This is a genomic window from Methanobacterium bryantii (assembly GCF_002287175.1).
GTDB classification, from domain to species: domain Archaea; phylum Methanobacteriota; class Methanobacteria; order Methanobacteriales; family Methanobacteriaceae; genus Methanobacterium_D; species Methanobacterium_D bryantii.
Map to the genome: position 1 here is coordinate 245,843 of NZ_LMVM01000001.1, position 15,373 is coordinate 261,215.

The following is a 15,373-nucleotide window of genomic DNA, read 5'->3' on the forward strand; positions in this document are numbered from 1 at the left end:
TATTTTCAAATTTTTCTCCATTGATCACTCCAGAATCAAGCAATCCATTGTTTTTAAGTTTGTCTATTATCTACTAATTTTGAATTGATTAGCATGTTTTTGTACTGTTTTAAATTGATTATGAAAGCATCTTCTTGATTTTTAAGATATGAATATACATTTTCAGATAAAGACATCTGTTAAATTTTGTACTGGCTATTTGGTTCTTTTAATAAATTATTTCATGTTATTTTCTACTGATAGTTCTCATTTTTAAAGTTTAACACCTCTTCAATTTTTATTTAATTATATCTCATTTAGAGTATCCAGTAGCTGTAATTATCATGTTTTTAATTCTGTTGTTAATTTTCCTTAAATTAATTCAAGGTATATGAACTGCCAGATATTAGTAATAAATAATTATTTATATTTATTAATATAATAATTTATTAGGGCTTGCTTGAAAAAAAATAAAAGGGGGTATGTTATATGGCTGAAGGTAACAACATGTTGTTAGGTATTTTAGCTGTAATTTTAGGTATTTTGGTCATTGCTTTCCCATTGTTAAGTATTTTCACAGCCAGTGTCCTAGCAGGACTGGCTGTAGTGTTTTTAGGAATTTGGTTATTAGCACAGAGTTTTGGGACATGGGGAGCAAGCAAAGCTGCAAGTATTGCCTTTTTAATACTTGGACTCGTAGCAGTAATTTGTGGAATAGGTTTATTTGGACATATACTTGCATTTAGCTTCTTAGCAAGTATAGCTCTCTTCTTTGCAGGCTTTTTCCTGATAATTTCAGGTATAATGTCACTATTTGCTAAAGAAGGAACAGCAGCTAAAGGATCTGGAGTTATTGGTGTCATATTAGGTATATTATATATAATACTGGCTTCATTTGCATGGGATCCATATTATCTAGCTTTATTAATTGGAATTTGGCTGGTAATTGATGGAATAGCTTTATTCTTTGTTAGTCCATCTGATCTGGTGAATACTAAAAAATCAGAAATTTAAAATGATTTAAAATCGGCAAGCCTGTCTCATTAAAAAGATGTATTTAACTAAAAGGTGATATTATGCCGGAGTTAGGACCTTTAGGACGTGGTGGAGCTAGAAGAAGAACAAGAAGAAGAATGATGGCAATGAATGAAGCTAACAAGTCATCAGATCAATCAAATAACATGGAAGAGTCTGTTGATTTAGATACATTAAAGAAACTAGCTAAATTACTGCAAAATAAAGGAATAATAACAGAAGATGAGTATGATCTGTTATTTGAATAAATAAAATGTTGATTATCATGTATAAAATGGTTTCATGGTAAAATTATGGGCAAAAAGAGGAAATTATCATGAAAAAGATTGTGGGAATTATACTAGCCATATCTATACTGGTTGTTTTTGCTTCGGGATGCACAAGCAGTAACAATATGTCAAACAATAGCAGTAACGGTACCTCAAATCAAAATAACTCAAATGTAACACTTCAAATTACAGCTGATGGTCCATGGACTGGTGACTATGCATATACAAATGGAGATATGCAAATTAATGGAACAGGAAACGCTAATTATAACTTAGGTCTTAACCCGGGTCATGTCACAGTATCTATAGAGAATAAAGGCAATGGTACTTTAACTGTACAGCTGCTCAGGGGTGGAAATGTTGTACAAACTCAAAGTACATCTGAAAGTATGGGAATTGTTAATATAGATCAAAAATTCTAAAACTTTTTTATTTTCTTTTTTTGATTATTACTTAAATTTTAATAAGGAACAAAAAAAATGAGGGATAACTTTAAAATGCCCCCATTTCTCCGGTAGATTATTATAATTGTGGTTATTTATCTGCAGTAGTTGCATTAAAATTTACTGCACCTATAACTAGTCTCATACTGCTTTCTATATTCTTGAGCTTACTTATCTGCCCTTTTTTAAAATGGTTGGAAAAAGAGGTCTCTTACAACATTGGAATGTTGATAACTCTTCTGGGAATTTTTATTTTGGGTCTTGGAATATTAGCATTTCTGGTAGCAACATTGTCTCAATTAGTACAGGCACTCCCTAGTTTATTGATAAAATCATCTAATTTCTGCACAATACGGAAATCAAATAATTGAGTTTATTGTTTTTATATACCTATAACAGATATAAATGGACTTAAGCAGATGGTACTTTTATTATATTTGCTGTGATATTCCGGGTTTATGAGCTTCCTCAAATTAAAAAAAAAGACTGATCAAAGGACTAGGTGCAGATAATTTTACTTTGAATAAAACTTTTGTTCTTGTCGGCGATTTCATTAAATATTTTATTATCAGGGTAAATATAAATTTTATTCATGGTATAGTGTTGCAGGTGTTCTTTTCATATTTGACATTAACTTTGCAGTACTCTGGGGTTTATTAATATTTATACTTGGATTTATCTGCAATTAAAAAAATTATGGTTGAATATGGCGGCTTGGTAATGTCTACATATCCTGTAACAAGCCATCCGGTTAACATTCCTGCTACAATAAATATCATCTGGAAACTAACTGGAAGTTTGCCAATTAAACGGGAAAAAATCGCTACTACTAAGAGCATTATAAAAAAGAAAATGATTTCAAACATAAAATCACAAGTGGAATTATTTTTTTCTCACATTTTCTGTTTTTGTATCCTCTTCATAATAATGGGAAAGTAATTTTTTCTCTTCTTCCATATTTGGAAACTTGTAAAATACAAGTGCTGCCCCTACCAAAATAGCAATAATTCCAGCAAGGTATGCCCATCGATCTCCAACTAAAAAAGAAGATTTGGCTCCTGCTATGATCTGATCTGAATATTGAGGGTACTGCTGGGCAAGGGTAGAAGCACTGGCAAATGATTTTTGAAGTGTTGCTTCCACACCGGCCGAGATCTGCTGGGGGACATTATTGATTTTTGAAGCAAATGCAGAAGCATAACCTGCGGTAAGTAATGTACCAAAGATTGAGGTCATAATGGCACCGCCAAAATCACGCTGCAGGTCTGCTGTGCCTGATGCCATACCTACACGTTTAACAGGAACAGATCCTGTAAGAGAATGGGATGCCGGAGTTCCTGCTAACCCAACTCCAATTCCTATTAATGCATAAGCCAGCCCAACCTTCCAGTAGGGTATGCCTTCTTTCCATAACAGTAACATAGTCAAGAATCCTAATAAACAGAACAGGTAACCTGCAAGAAGCGTAAATCTGGATCCTCGTGACTCTACAAACTTGGCAGACTGTGGCGCCACTAGGATCATGAGAATTGCGGAGGGTATAATCGAAAGTCCTGCATCAAAGGTTGAATAACCCAGAACATTTTGTAAAAACTGCTGCCCAATGTACAGAGCACCCATCAACGATCCAAAAACAATTATTCCTGCGCTTGCCGCTACCCAGAAAATCCGCCTGCCTGCTACTTTTAGATCATAAAGAGGGTTAGGTATGCCCCGCTGGTGTTTTATAAATAAGAATCCAACGACAGCCGCTAAAATTATTAAAACAAGTACTAGAGTTCTTATACTGGGTACTGGGGCAAAGTTAATGGCCATAATTAATGTTCCTATGAGTATGAGGGACATTATGCCTCCCACATTATCAACTGGATTTTTGGTTTCATTTACATGGGATGGGATGAATTTAATGGCCATAACTAATGTTAATAATGCTAGGGGCAATGTAATTAAAAATACAGATCCCCATGGGCGAGATATGAGGAGGTATCCTGATAAAAGCGGACCTAAAGCCGCAATAGCGGCACCTATGCCTGACCAGAGAGCGATAGATCTCGTTCGTTTAGGACCTGACCACAATGCGGTGATTATTGCTAATGTTGTTGGAAATGCCATTCCCGCAGCTAAACCTCCAATTATACGGGCTAAAACCAGCATATTAACAGTTGGGGCAAAACCTGCCAGTAAGGATGCGGGTATAGATATAATAGTTCCCAGTATAAGCATCATTTTTCGTCCGTGATGATCACCAAGAGCCCCGAACCACAATACTGAGGAAGCCAGGCCAAGTGAGAAGCCCACAGCAACCATGTTAATCTGAACTTGCGAAGCATTAAAAGCCAAACCTATGGATGGAAGGGCTACATTGGCAACTGATAAGTTCAAGTTGGCCACCGCAGCCCCCAAAATAAGGGTGGCCAGAACTACCATTCCCGGTTCAGAATTTCTATTTTTTACCTTTTCTGCATTCATTTTATCACTCGTTATATTAAGCGCATAATATTTTATCTTTTTCTTAATTTAATTTAAAATTTATATGTAATTATCCAGAAAAGCTAATGAATTAAAGTTTACCATATTTATCCAGTTTAACTTAGATAATTTCAAATTAAAATCAGTGTAGAGTCTTAAAATCACTAAAATAAGCGTATTAATCATGATAAAAATTGACAATAATTCCTTGAAGATTAATTTTAAATTTCTCCCCATAATATCCTCATTTATTTTGATAATATTAATTAGTATCTTCAAATTATTTAAATATTAACTATCTATCAATTCTAGTGAAATACCATGTTTTGTATTGTTTTTTAGCACTGATTTAGTGAGGGCTATGATAAAATCAATGATAATTTTTAAAAACTTAAAAAATGGTAAATTAATTGAGAAGAATGTTTTGCTTAAAAAAATATAAAATGCGTTGGTAGAAAATCTTTATTTTGATATATGCTGTGAAATAATTACTTAAAATAAAATTAAAAAAGTTAAGGATTATAAAAATCCTTTTAATTATCTCATGAATGATTTGATTAGAGTACTTCTAAACAGAACCAGGAGTACCAGTATTAAACCTATAGCAGTTTGGATATTTCCAATTAAGTCTAAAAGTGAAGAACTTATTGGTAAATTCCATGGAGGGGAAGACCTGTCGTTACCAAGAGGTTTGTAATAAACACCTACTGCCCTTGAACTTGATTTGACGTTGATGTCTTTAGGTTCTACATGGTTAACGCCTACAATAGTTCCACTGTCTATTGCTGTATTGATTCTGTTTGCTATTTGAACGTTATCATAACCATATTTTTTTACAGTTGCAGATACAATTTCTTGTGTAGTTTCTGAAATACCTATATCCTCACTTCCATAAACAGAAACCTGTACTGTCTGCCCTGTAACTGTGATGGCATTTATAAGCGCTTCATAGGCGTACTCTATCTTGAGTGGCGAACCATCATATGGATCTGTCTGGTATTGCTCTGCTGCCGGATAACCTATACTCCACCCGTCGCTGGATGTACTTATTTTGGCATAGGGAGTGTTCATAGCATAACCGGTTGTGTTTAACTGAGCTGGAGTGAACATGTCTCCAGTTGTGATTCCTGAAACAAGGTTAACTCCACCACCACCGTACTTTTCACCAGAATCATTTGCTACTTCTCCAAATGCTTGTCCCAGTATGTAAGTTGCAGAATAACCGTCTCTTATCATTTTACCAATGTTAACTGCAGTTTCCTGACGTACTTCTGAAGCTGTTCCATATAGGGGGTTACCTTCTGTATTTCTTAAGTGGATAATAGCTCCTTTTGTTCCGGCAGGTAAAACTGCGGTTCCATCTGATGAGTGGGGTGTTACTGTAATGGTCCCATTATTTGACACTGTAATCACGTAAACGTCGTATGATCCTCCTACTGCAGCACCTTTAGTAGCAGTTCCAACTAGAACCCTAATCCCCTCGTATGAATTTGCGAGGTTTGCCGCTGATTGTGGGGTAGCGCCAGCTTCCATAGCTTTTACAGCTGCCACAATAGCCTGTAATCTGGGTGTGGATGAACCTTCACCCCCGGAAAGTATGGCAAAATGGCCGCTTGATGAGGATAAGAAAGTTGACTGAAACATGTTGTTTTGATAGGACATACTCCCTGCTGCTGCACCGTTTGGATCCTTTCCTGTAGGGTCTGTTATAACGATTATGTTACAGGTTGCTGCAGCAGGCCCAATAATCATTGCAACTGTGATTAGGAATATTAATATTCCTTTTACATATTTTCCTTGAAGTCTTTGTGGAATTTTCATGTGTTTACCCCGTTGTATATGAACTTGTAGTACTTGACGTTGTATTTACTACTACCTGTGACCAGTCTTCAACAACAGTTACTGTGACACTTCCTGTTGTGCTGTCTACTTTAACATCTGCAGCTACTATAGGTGTTAGTCTTGTACCGGGAATAGTTGTCAACGTTGCAAATTGTTGGGCATTACTTATTGCTTCATTTAAAGGTAATTCTCGTTTGTCTGTAATTAATGTGCTTCCGTTGATGTAACTTCCTGGCCTTAAACCTGATGCATATATATTGGCTCGAATAGAATCAGTTGGTACGAGATTATTTCCTTTTATCATGACTCCAGATATGGGTATTCCCTGATCTGTAGCAGGAGATTCGGCAAATGCCATATAACTCATAACCCTTCCTGATACTATTAATAAAAATGCAAGTGTTAAAATGATTATAGTATCTCTTCTTACTTTTATGAACATTTAATCACCAAGTGTGAATAATGAATTTGAATTATATAATATGAACTTCTGTTAACTTAAGACTTACTAAAAAATTTCATAGAATTTTTTCTAAAAGTTCACTTGCAGGATCCATGCCCTGCGCACCAATTAATAAAATTGTGTCTTTTTTATGTGATAATTTAAGTACATTTTTCAATGCATCATATAGTTTCTCATTAAAGATATATGTTATTTTTTCCTTTTCAAGTGCATCTATAAATACTTTTTTTTCATTATTTGTTACTGTGTTTAAATGATCCACAACATCAGTGCTGCTTGTTATAATCAGTTTATATGGGATGTTTTGAAGTCCCTTAGCAATGGCTTCTGCATTTGCCTGATTAATACTTTCTCCTCTTGATCCTCGGATCGCTGAAACCACAAAAAGAGTTCCATTCCCAATCAGAGCAGCATTTTGTATTGTAGCAAGAATTCCATCGGGATTATGTGCAAAGTCATCTATTATGCATGGATCATTGTGTACTATTGTAAATCTCCTTTTTAATGCTTTATATGATGAAATCGAGTTTTTAATGGTTTCGAGATCAATATTTAAAGCTATAACTGCGCCTGCAGCAGCCATGGTGTTCTGGACAAAATGGCGGCTTTTAAATGGTAAATCCTCAGTTTTAATTAAAATATTATCTTTATATACTATTCCAGTACTGTCAAATTTAATATCTGCATTATCTCCGAAAAATAAGATTTTTCTATAGTTTGAAGTTAAATTTTTCATTTTTAAAACAAGTGGATCATCATAGTTCAATATCAAAGTACCATTCTCTTTTATGCCTTTAACTGCACCTGAAGTTTCATTAAATGTTTCTTCAATAGAATTTACGAGACCTATATGATCCAGGGCTACATTGGTTACAATCACTACATCTGGATTGATTGCTGACGTCATTATGTATGCATGGTCTTTCATAATATCTCCGAGCCAGCCTTGAACCTCAGAGACTTCTATCACTGCAGCCTCGATGGGAGCATCGAATTCTGCAATTTGCTTTGCAACCATCGGATCTATAAGTGTATTGAATTCCGATTCAGAATCAGTGTTTGTATATGTGCTGTAACCAGATTCCTTTAAAATGTGATAAATCATATGGGTAGTGGTGGACTTTCCGTTAGTTCCGGTTACTACAACACGTAAAGAGTCTTTTGCAAATTTTTCCAGCGCCCAGTTAATGGCAAAAGCATTGGCCAGTTCTATTTTTTCTGTTACTATAAATGGTAATTCTAATTCTTCTGCAGTTTTTACTGCACTGCCCTTTGGATTTTGAGTTATTATACATGAAACACCTTTTTTAGATGCAATTTTTACTCCGGTTTCATCTATCCAGTGTCTTATTACTGCATCTCCCTTTTGAGCATCCTTTAAAATATTAAAAATACCGTCCATATCTTTGTTAGGGCCTGTGAGTGTTCCTTCTACTTTTTCTGCGATAATTGACGTTGTAATTTTTTTCATTTTTTCACAGTTTTCTTTAGTTTAATTAATGTGATCTTAACTAATTCTATAAGAAGTATTTTACTCAAAAAATCTGTCAAAATTGAAAATTTTTTTGAGGATTTTGAGGGATTTGCAAACACCCCAGACATTTATGTTTGAGGGTTTCCCTATTTTAACCCTATTTCAAAAAAATGTAAAAAAATATTTAAATTATAAATGCATGGTAGAAATAAAGTGCTAGAATACATATTATAAGGGTAATTCCCCAGTAAAGAAGCACTATTTTCTTTTCTGAAAGTCCTTTATAATTTAAAGTATGGTGTAATGGTTCTACTGGCAGGTTTATAATGTGAGCGCGGTGTAAAAGGCTTACTATTACTGAAATTATAGGAATAGCAAGTGCAATCAGTGCAAAGTATAATACATTGCCTAAAAATGCTGCTGTAATGTAACCAGCCCCTAGTGCGAAGGAACCAGTATCTCCCATGAATATACTGGCAGGGTACCTATTTAGAGCGAGGAAACCAAATGAAACTCCAGCAAGTGCTATGAATGGAAGTGCACCATCCACGTTGTTGGTTGTAATAGCAAAAATTGCACAGGCAGAGGATGCTATTGCAAGTATTCCTGCTGCAAGACCGTCCATACCGTCAATAAGGTTTACTGCATTTATAGCTCCAACTATACCAAATATTACAACTGGTATTATAAAATAGCCGATATCAATTCCGAGTACTGAGGAACTAACGGCTCCTGAGCCTAATAAAAATAATGAAATTATAATCTGGGCAATTATTTTTTCACTTTCTTCTACTTCACTTTTAATTGGGGCTTCACCAACTATTTCAACTTTCTTCTCGGCCAAATATTTCACTAAGTCTTTTTTGGCTTTTTCAGTTGCGACTCGTGCTTCTTCCCCTGGTTTAAGCATTAATCTTCCCATTTCTATTGGGGCAGAGTATATGTTTCGAACCTTTTTTTGAATTTCTTTGGTTTTAAGTCCAAGTAAATCATCTAAAAGTCCTATAATTCCTGCAGTTGCCATTATAATAGCAACTATCATTAGGTATCTATTTGTAAAATAGATTGAAGAAGTAAGGAGAATACCCAGTAAAATTGCAAGCCCTCCCATTGTAGGAGTCCCTGATTTATGGCTGTGTTCGGTTACAATAGGTTTATCTGTTACATTAGCTTCTATCAATACTCTTTTTATGACTATTGTAAAGAATATTGTTGATAATAATGCAATAATGAATATCAAAATGTCTATCTGGAAATTATTCAACTTACCACCTTATATTAAATTTGTTATATTAATACTAATCCTGACTTTTTTATATTTATTATATTTATTTATTAAAATTTAATTTTTTGTTTTTAACACTATTCGTTCAAAATCTCTCAAAATCGAAGATTTTGAGCACGAAAACAAGTTTTTCGTAAGCTTTGATTTTTGTATGTTTTAATTTTTGCCGGTTTGATAAAATTTGTTATAATCAACATTTAATCTTTTTGCGGTTTCATATGCTTTTTGTGCATTTTCAGCACGGATAGTTATACGCTGAAAATTTTGAGGGCCATGAATTACCCAGCAATTTTTATTTTCAAAATCTCTGAATTTATAGTTGTTCCTATCTGTTTTATAGTCACCTACAGGTATCTCAAGTGCGTGGTATTGCATGATTCTTTTTTGAACTTCTTTAGAATTCCATTTACCTGTAGCCATATCTACAAGTTCGTGCATGGGGCTTATGTTGGTCGAAGCTGCTGTTAAGTATCGTGTACCGCTGGGCCGTGTGTTTATTTCTATAAAATAATTGATCCCTGTTTCATCAATAATTATGTCAATATCAATTACTCCTTCTGATCCCAAACTATCAGCAATCTTTCCAGCTACCTGTCTTATATCTTCATTTCTTTGATTTTCTATATTTAAAGGAGCAGTTTTTAATTTATCAAGGGGATGAGTACCTTCAAGAGTTGTTTTTCCTTTATAAACTGGAACAAGAGGAACAGTTTCATTTTTCCATCTTAAAACTTCAATGGATACTTCTGTACCTTCAACAAACTCTTCTACAAATGCTCCCTCAAAATCATTGATGCAGCTTCTAAGATCATCTTCACTCACTGCAATTTTTACTCCACTACCTCCCTGGCCTTCTAACTGCTTTAATACAGCAGGTAATGAAATTTCGGAGATATTTTTAGAGATTTTACTAAATGAAGGAGTTTTGACGTGGTTTTTAATAAAGAATTCCTTTGTTTTAAGCTTATCTCTTGATATAGAAACAGCATCTAATGGGGATGCAATAACAGGTAATCCATAATTTTTTTCTAAATCTTCTTTTAATTTTGCAATTTCAAAAAGAGGTTTATCTATCCCTATAAGAGGTACAACTGCATCTACATCTTCTTTAAGTGCAATTTCTTTAGGTCCTTCCATTCCTCTTGGAACGATATAATGAGCATCAGGAAGATCTAGATTTTTAGAATCTGGATTAGATTCTGTTACTATGCTTTTAATTCCTTCTTTTTTTGTATATGCTGCAATATCATCAAAAAGTCTTGCCCCTATAAATAGTATCTTCATTTTATCACTGGAAATCACTTAACATTAATCTTTAGTAATACTGGCTTTATTTAACGTATTATTTCATAACATTAACAGTTTTGTTTTTTCTTACTTAAAAATATTTGATTTGCTTTTTAATTTTTAGATAGTTTAATTGGGATTAAATATAAAGATTAATAGTTATGAATAATTCCGCCAAATTTAATAAATTTGAATGTCATATACTAAACTGGTGATATTATGGTACATGAAGAAGGACATGAGGCTATTAAAAAAGCTAGAAAATTAATGGGCTTTTCTCCAGACATACTAGACATGTATGAAAAATTAAATCCCAAACTTCTGGATGTAATAAGTGAGTTCGATGATATAATTTTAAAAGATGGTGCACTTCCAACTAAAACAAAAAGATTGATAGCACTTGGAATTATTATTTCTGGTAAATGTGGTTACTGTGTTGAACAGCAGTTGCATGCTGCTATTAATGCAGGAGCAACAAAAGAAGAAATAGCAGATTTACTCGGAGTAGTTTTACTCACATCAGGAGCCCCTGCATTAGCTAATTGTAGAGATATTGTCTCAGATGTCATTAAAAAGCTTTAAATAATTAAAATTACGTATTAGATACTCCTTAAAACTAGATTATAAGCTTTAAAATCGTTAACCACTTAAAATTATTAAAAATTCAGTCAAAATTTTCTTTAATCACTTTATCAAATGTAACTAAAACTTCTCCAATACTTTTTTCAACTTCTTTTGAAATGGGCTCTGCAAAACCCATGCTTTTTGGTTGAATTCCTAACAGTATTATCTGTGCGTCTAATGTAGTTTCCATATATTTTATTAAAAAAGATATGGGCATGGCATGTGTTGAAATATTATAGTTTGCAATTTCTTCCTTCTCCACCACACGGATATATCCTGGTTCTTTTTTCATATCCACAGCATCAACTAAAATTATGTGAGTGGGGTTTTCTTTTCTTATTAATCCAGTATAATTTTCAGGGACAGTTCCTCCATCAAAAACAACAATATTTTCATTTTTATCAAATAATAATAATGATTTTTGAGCTATAATGACTCCAAGAGCATCATCACCTTTTATTTCATTACCAATGCCTAAAATTACTATTTTTTTATATTCTCTAAGAAACTTTTTCAATTCTGGTTTTAATACTATCTAATCCACCACCCATTTTATAGTTCAATTTAACTTTTATGATATCTCCTATATCTACCTTGATTTTTTCAGTTGGAATAAGCAGTGGTGGATTGAGCATTGGAGTTGGCCCGCAGATCAGGTGGTCAGTTAGTAAAGTAAAAGTGGTGATTTTAATCCCAGAAACAGATCCTTTTTTGGAAATTTTAAATTCCAAATCAGTTTCTACATCCTCTTTAATTTCTTTTTTAAAATCAATTTCACTGTATATCTTGAAATTACTCATAACGTCGTAGTTTGGATTTTCATTAGCCTCATTATCCTCGTAACAGATGTTTTCTCTTTCCATGTCAATGGCTTCAGCCCCGTTCAGGATTTTTTTGGGTATGATTTCACCATCTTTTTTCAGATATTTTAAAATAGAATTAAGAACAGGGGCCTGTTCCTCATCGATTAATGCAGTATCTAACATTTCACAGATAATTAAGTCTGCTTTTTGCGGAAAAATAACTTCTTTTGCATCTTTGTTTATCACTAAAACATTATCAAAAGACTCAAGATTTGATTTGGCATGTTTTGAGGCAGTATGATCTATTTCAACAGCATAAATAAAATCAGCATAAGGGGCTGCTAAAATCGAAAGTATTCCACATCCAGCACCTATATCATATATAGTACCTTCGGCCTTCTCTTTTATTGCTTCTTGAAAGGCTAATATTCTTTCTTTATCAGATATAAGGTTGAGATGATAGGGTGTTGTGTGCATTTTAGTTTCAAGTAGTACTTCAAATTCATTTTTAAGGTGCACATTTTCACCTGAAAATAAGTATAAATTAAAAATAAGTGGTTCCTATCGTGACTCGTTTAGACAAGTCACGATAAGCAATTGCGTTGTTAATTAAATAAAATTTATATAATTAAGGTGACATTGGGCTGCTTGCGCCTGCTTTTTCAAGGTCAAGTGCTTTTCCAACTGCTGTACTGGTAAGACGTACGTGTTCTACACCTTTGAGTCTCATTATTTTTTCTGAAAGTGTACGGATGTATTTAACGTCTCCTTTAACAACTATAACTTCGAGACAGTGTTTGTCTGTCATGTGTACGTGCATAACTGCGTTTATGAAATCTTTGTAATCATGCTGAATTTCGGTAAGGTCTTCCATTACTCCAGTGTAGTGGTGGTCGTATATTACAGCAATTATTCCTATACGTTCTCCTTCCATTTCATTCATCCACTGATACCTTACAATATAATCTTTAAGAGCATCTCTGATACCTTTTGACCTTGATTGGTATCCTCTGTCTTTTAATACTCCATCAAATTCATTTAACAATTTTTTTGGCAACGACATACTAATTCTCATCACAATTCTCCCTCCATTATTACGTTATTATTATCATAACATTTTATAGTATTTAAATGTTGTTATTGCACAACAATATTGTGCATGGCCAACAATATTCATGCATATTTTAAACACGAATTATATGATATAATACTATTTGATTACTATATTACTATTTAAACTTTGTCCTTGAAGAGCAATATTGCTCTAGGAGAACAATGATGTAATTACTTTTTTTGAAATTTGTAATATAAAATAGCTTATGTAATACAAAAATAAGTACTTATCTTCTTATTTTTTCAATACTCATATAACTTTAAAAGATCAATTAATAATTGTAATGGATAATCAGGAGGGATAGGATGGAAGTTAGGGAAGCGATGAATAAAGGCATAATATCAATTGACCCAAATACAAGGCCAATTGATGCATTTGAAAAGATGTATAAAGAAGGAGTAAGACGACTTTTTGTTATGGATGAAACTGAAAATCCCGTAGGTGTAATATCTTATCTTGATCTTGTAGGCATGCTTGGAGCTTTTAAGCCACGTACAATTGTATCTAATAATCTAAAGATTGAAGATATAATGTCAAAAGATATTATAACGATATCTGCAGAAGACAAAATTGAAGATGCTGCAAATTTGATGTTAAGGGCAGATGTATCTGGACTGCTGGTCCTGGAAAATAAAAAACCAGTCGGAGTAATTACAAAAACAGATATTTGCCGGTTGGTGGCAGCTGAAATTTTAGTGCCAGAATATTAAACTGCTCTAAAACTTTTTTAGTACATTAAATTGGCTGTCGCACTAAGACCGTCAATTAAATTTTTATTGAATTTTTTAATTTTGAAGATCTATTAAATCCTTTTTTATAGCTCTGAAATTACTGTAAAAGGAAATTTATTTTTATATTTTTAAAATAAGTTAATTTCAATAAAGTATTATAAATACAAAAAGAATTCGGCTTAAAATTTTAATTTTTATTCTTCAATATTAAAAAAGTGCATCTGCCGGGATTTGAACCCGGGTCGTAGGCTTGGAAGGCCCAAGTCCTAACCAGACTAGACTACAGATGCAATGCGGCGTCCGGGATTTGAACCCGGGTCACTGGCGTGGCAGGCCAGAGTCTTAACCAGACTGGACTAACGTCGCATACCAGCATACCATCCTTTTTGGGTTCATCCTATATAAACTTTTAGGTTTTTGATAAGGTCAAATGTCTAATTTTCTCAAAATCAGACGTGTTGAATAATTTCTTTGTTAATATTAATATGTTTTTATATCCATTTTTTCCGTCTAAAGTAAGCCAGCATAAATAATGCAACTATAACCATTATTACTAAAACCGCAGGATATCCTAATGGTTCCCTGAGTTCGGGCATATTATTAAAATTCATTCCATAAAGGCCTACAATAAATGTTAAAGGCACAAATACCGTAGATATCACTGTTAGGACTCTCACTATTTCATTCAATTTGTTACTTGTGCTTGACAGATAGATATCCAGTATTTCTGAAGTTCTATCTCTCAAAGATTCTAACATCTCATAGATCTGAAGCGAGTGATCATAGACATCTCTGAGATAATAATCTGTTGCTTCTTCAATTTGGAAATATTCTGATGATTCAAGGGTACTCAGCATTTCCCGGAGCGGCCGAATTGTTTTTCGAAGAGTTATAATGTCCATTTTAATACTGTGAATTCTCTTAAGAACATCGGGACTTGTATTTTCTATTAGATTGTATTCTATACGTTCTATATTATCTTCTACATTTTCCATATCTAAAAAATAACTATCAATAATTGTATCTATTATTGAATATAATAAATAGTCAGCACCTCTTATACTTATCTGATTCTCTTTTGTTTTTATTCTTTTAATGATTAAATCGAATATGGGCTCATCATCTTCCTGGAAAGAAATTACAAGATTCTTCCCGAGAATTAAACTAACCTGTTTTGTAACCATTTGATCATTTTCACTGACGTCAAATAACTTCAAAACTATATAAAGATAGTCACTGTAATCTTCTACTTTTGGACGCTGGTTTGTGTTTAATATGTCTTCAAGTACCAGCGGATGTAAATTAAAACATTTACCTATTTTTTTTAAAATTTCTACATTTCCAAACCCATTTATTTTTATCCACTTTATGGTATCTTTGTCTGTAAATTGGGGGCATTCTGCTATTGTTTTTTGGTTGAAAATATCTTTGTTATATTCAATAAAAGTTATTTTGGTGGGTATATTTTTTGCACCTGTGTAAACAAGTGATCCTGGGGGAAGTCCTGCTTTTTTTGACCGTGGTTTCAAATTTAACATATTTTCACGTTAAAATT

General features: G+C 33.3%; 17 protein-coding genes and 2 tRNA genes. 6 read left to right on the forward strand and 13 right to left on the reverse strand.

Going from position 1 to position 15,373, the window contains the following annotated elements; all coding sequences use genetic code 11:
• Positions 1–468 precede the first annotated feature (468 nt).
• The 4 genes from ASJ80_RS01160 (at position 469) to ASJ80_RS16755 (ending at position 2,097) form a co-directional block, all read left to right on the forward strand.
• Positions 469–993 carry a DUF308 domain-containing protein gene (locus ASJ80_RS01160; protein WP_069583468.1) on the forward strand — a complete coding sequence of 175 codons (525 nt, stop codon included), beginning with the start codon at positions 469–471 and terminating at the stop codon, positions 991–993.
• A 62-nt stretch (positions 994–1,055) separates the two neighbouring features.
• Complete coding sequence (locus tag ASJ80_RS01165) at positions 1,056–1,262, forward strand: hypothetical protein (RefSeq protein ID WP_069583469.1); 207 nt, start codon at positions 1,056–1,058, stop codon at positions 1,260–1,262.
• A 68-nt stretch (positions 1,263–1,330) separates the two neighbouring features.
• Positions 1,331–1,705: a hypothetical protein gene (locus ASJ80_RS01170; protein WP_069583470.1), complete on the forward strand. Its 375-nt coding sequence runs from the start codon at positions 1,331–1,333 to the stop codon at positions 1,703–1,705.
• Between the two features lie 182 nt (positions 1,706–1,887).
• Positions 1,888–2,097, forward strand: a complete 210-nt coding sequence (locus ASJ80_RS16755; RefSeq protein WP_176720228.1) for a hypothetical protein — start codon at positions 1,888–1,890, stop codon at positions 2,095–2,097.
• A gap of 285 nt (positions 2,098–2,382) precedes the next feature.
• Here ASJ80_RS16755 and ASJ80_RS01175 read toward each other — a convergent pair whose 3' ends face one another.
• The 7 genes from ASJ80_RS01175 to ASJ80_RS01205 all read right to left on the reverse strand — a co-directional run bounded on the left by ASJ80_RS01175 (position 2,383) and on the right by ASJ80_RS01205 (position 10,543).
• Positions 2,383–2,592, reverse strand: a complete 210-nt coding sequence (locus ASJ80_RS01175) for a hypothetical protein (protein WP_069583471.1) — start codon at positions 2,590–2,592, stop codon at positions 2,383–2,385.
• A 16-nt stretch (positions 2,593–2,608) separates the two neighbouring features.
• Positions 2,609–4,195, reverse strand: a complete 1,587-nt coding sequence (locus ASJ80_RS01180; protein ID WP_069583472.1) for an MFS transporter — start codon at positions 4,193–4,195, stop codon at positions 2,609–2,611.
• Positions 4,196–4,732: 537 nt separating this feature from the next.
• Positions 4,733–5,947: a hypothetical protein gene (locus ASJ80_RS01185; RefSeq protein ID WP_069583625.1), complete on the reverse strand. Its 1,215-nt coding sequence runs from the start codon at positions 5,945–5,947 to the stop codon at positions 4,733–4,735.
• A gap of 73 nt (positions 5,948–6,020) precedes the next feature.
• Entirely contained in the window at positions 6,021–6,479 is a 459-nt protein-coding gene (locus tag ASJ80_RS01190; protein ID WP_069583473.1) for a hypothetical protein, read from the reverse strand.
• Between the two features lie 76 nt (positions 6,480–6,555).
• Positions 6,556–7,962, reverse strand: coding sequence for a Mur ligase family protein (locus ASJ80_RS01195; RefSeq protein WP_369802123.1), 1,407 nt, complete (start codon positions 7,960–7,962; stop codon positions 6,556–6,558).
• 196 nt (positions 7,963–8,158) lie between these two features.
• Positions 8,159–9,238 (reverse strand): glycosyltransferase family 4 protein, encoded by a 1,080-nt coding sequence (locus ASJ80_RS01200; RefSeq protein WP_069583475.1) that lies wholly within the window; start codon positions 9,236–9,238, stop codon positions 8,159–8,161.
• 177 nt (positions 9,239–9,415) lie between these two features.
• A complete protein-coding gene (locus ASJ80_RS01205; RefSeq protein WP_069583476.1) occupies positions 9,416–10,543 on the reverse strand; it encodes an ATP-grasp domain-containing protein in 1,128 nt (375 codons plus the stop codon).
• Between the two features lie 222 nt (positions 10,544–10,765).
• Here ASJ80_RS01205 and ASJ80_RS01210 point away from each other — a divergent pair, with 222 nt between their 5' ends.
• Positions 10,766–11,128, forward strand: a complete 363-nt coding sequence (locus tag ASJ80_RS01210) for a carboxymuconolactone decarboxylase family protein (protein ID WP_069583477.1) — start codon at positions 10,766–10,768, stop codon at positions 11,126–11,128.
• Between the two features lie 82 nt (positions 11,129–11,210).
• Here ASJ80_RS01210 and hycI read toward each other — a convergent pair whose 3' ends face one another.
• The 3 genes from hycI to nikR form a co-directional block, all read right to left on the reverse strand.
• Entirely contained in the window at positions 11,211–11,687 is a 477-nt protein-coding gene (gene hycI, locus ASJ80_RS01215; RefSeq protein ID WP_069583478.1) for a hydrogenase maturation peptidase HycI, read from the reverse strand.
• On the reverse strand, positions 11,671–12,492 hold the full coding sequence (locus ASJ80_RS01220; RefSeq protein ID WP_255360681.1) for a 50S ribosomal protein L11 methyltransferase: 822 nt from the start codon (positions 12,490–12,492) through the stop codon (positions 11,671–11,673). The genes hycI and ASJ80_RS01220 overlap by 17 nt, the downstream gene beginning before the upstream one ends.
• 109 nt (positions 12,493–12,601) lie before the next feature.
• Complete coding sequence (gene nikR / locus ASJ80_RS01225; RefSeq protein ID WP_176720239.1) at positions 12,602–13,048, reverse strand: nickel-responsive transcriptional regulator NikR; 447 nt, start codon at positions 13,046–13,048, stop codon at positions 12,602–12,604.
• 344 nt (positions 13,049–13,392) lie between these two features.
• On the opposite strand from nikR, the gene ASJ80_RS01230 reads away from it, so the two are divergent.
• On the forward strand, positions 13,393–13,797 hold the full coding sequence (locus tag ASJ80_RS01230; protein WP_069583480.1) for a CBS domain-containing protein: 405 nt from the start codon (positions 13,393–13,395) through the stop codon (positions 13,795–13,797).
• A 237-nt stretch (positions 13,798–14,034) separates the two neighbouring features.
• Here ASJ80_RS01230 and ASJ80_RS01235 read toward each other — a convergent pair.
• The 3 genes from ASJ80_RS01235 to corA all read right to left on the reverse strand — a co-directional run bounded on the left by ASJ80_RS01235 (position 14,035) and on the right by corA (position 15,356).
• Positions 14,035–14,108, reverse strand: a tRNA-Gly gene (locus ASJ80_RS01235).
• A gap of 2 nt (positions 14,109–14,110) precedes the next feature.
• Positions 14,111–14,184, reverse strand: a tRNA-Gly gene (locus tag ASJ80_RS01240).
• A 125-nt stretch (positions 14,185–14,309) separates the two neighbouring features.
• Positions 14,310–15,356 (reverse strand): magnesium/cobalt transporter CorA, encoded by a 1,047-nt coding sequence (gene corA, locus ASJ80_RS01245; protein WP_069583481.1) that lies wholly within the window; start codon positions 15,354–15,356, stop codon positions 14,310–14,312.
• Positions 15,357–15,373: the final 17 nt, after the last annotated feature.

Bases quoted from the DNA above. Each gene is read 5' to 3' on its own strand.
- ASJ80_RS01210 (WP_069583477.1), top strand. From the start codon at position 10,766: ATGGTACATGAAGAAGGACATGAGGCTATTAAAAAAGCTAGAAAATTA.
- ASJ80_RS01160 (WP_069583468.1), top strand. From the start codon at position 469: ATGGCTGAAGGTAACAACATGTTGTTAGGTATTTTAGCTGTAATTTTA.
- ASJ80_RS01190 (WP_069583473.1), bottom strand. From the start codon at position 6,479: ATGTTCATAAAAGTAAGAAGAGATACTATAATCATTTTAACACTTGCA.
- ASJ80_RS01230 (WP_069583480.1), top strand. From the start codon at position 13,393: ATGGAAGTTAGGGAAGCGATGAATAAAGGCATAATATCAATTGACCCA.
- ASJ80_RS01170 (WP_069583470.1), top strand. From the start codon at position 1,331: ATGAAAAAGATTGTGGGAATTATACTAGCCATATCTATACTGGTTGTT.
- ASJ80_RS01175 (WP_069583471.1), bottom strand. From the start codon at position 2,592: ATGTTTGAAATCATTTTCTTTTTTATAATGCTCTTAGTAGTAGCGATT.
- corA (WP_069583481.1), bottom strand. From the start codon at position 15,356: ATGTTAAATTTGAAACCACGGTCAAAAAAAGCAGGACTTCCCCCAGGA.
- ASJ80_RS01165 (WP_069583469.1), top strand. From the start codon at position 1,056: ATGCCGGAGTTAGGACCTTTAGGACGTGGTGGAGCTAGAAGAAGAACA.
- ASJ80_RS01205 (WP_069583476.1), bottom strand. From the start codon at position 10,543: ATGAAGATACTATTTATAGGGGCAAGACTTTTTGATGATATTGCAGCA.
- ASJ80_RS01185 (WP_069583625.1), bottom strand. From the start codon at position 5,947: ATGATTATTGGGCCTGCTGCAGCAACCTGTAACATAATCGTTATAACA.
- nikR (WP_176720239.1), bottom strand. From the start codon at position 13,048: ATGAGAATTAGTATGTCGTTGCCAAAAAAATTGTTAAATGAATTTGAT.
- ASJ80_RS01180 (WP_069583472.1), bottom strand. From the start codon at position 4,195: ATGAATGCAGAAAAGGTAAAAAATAGAAATTCTGAACCGGGAATGGTA.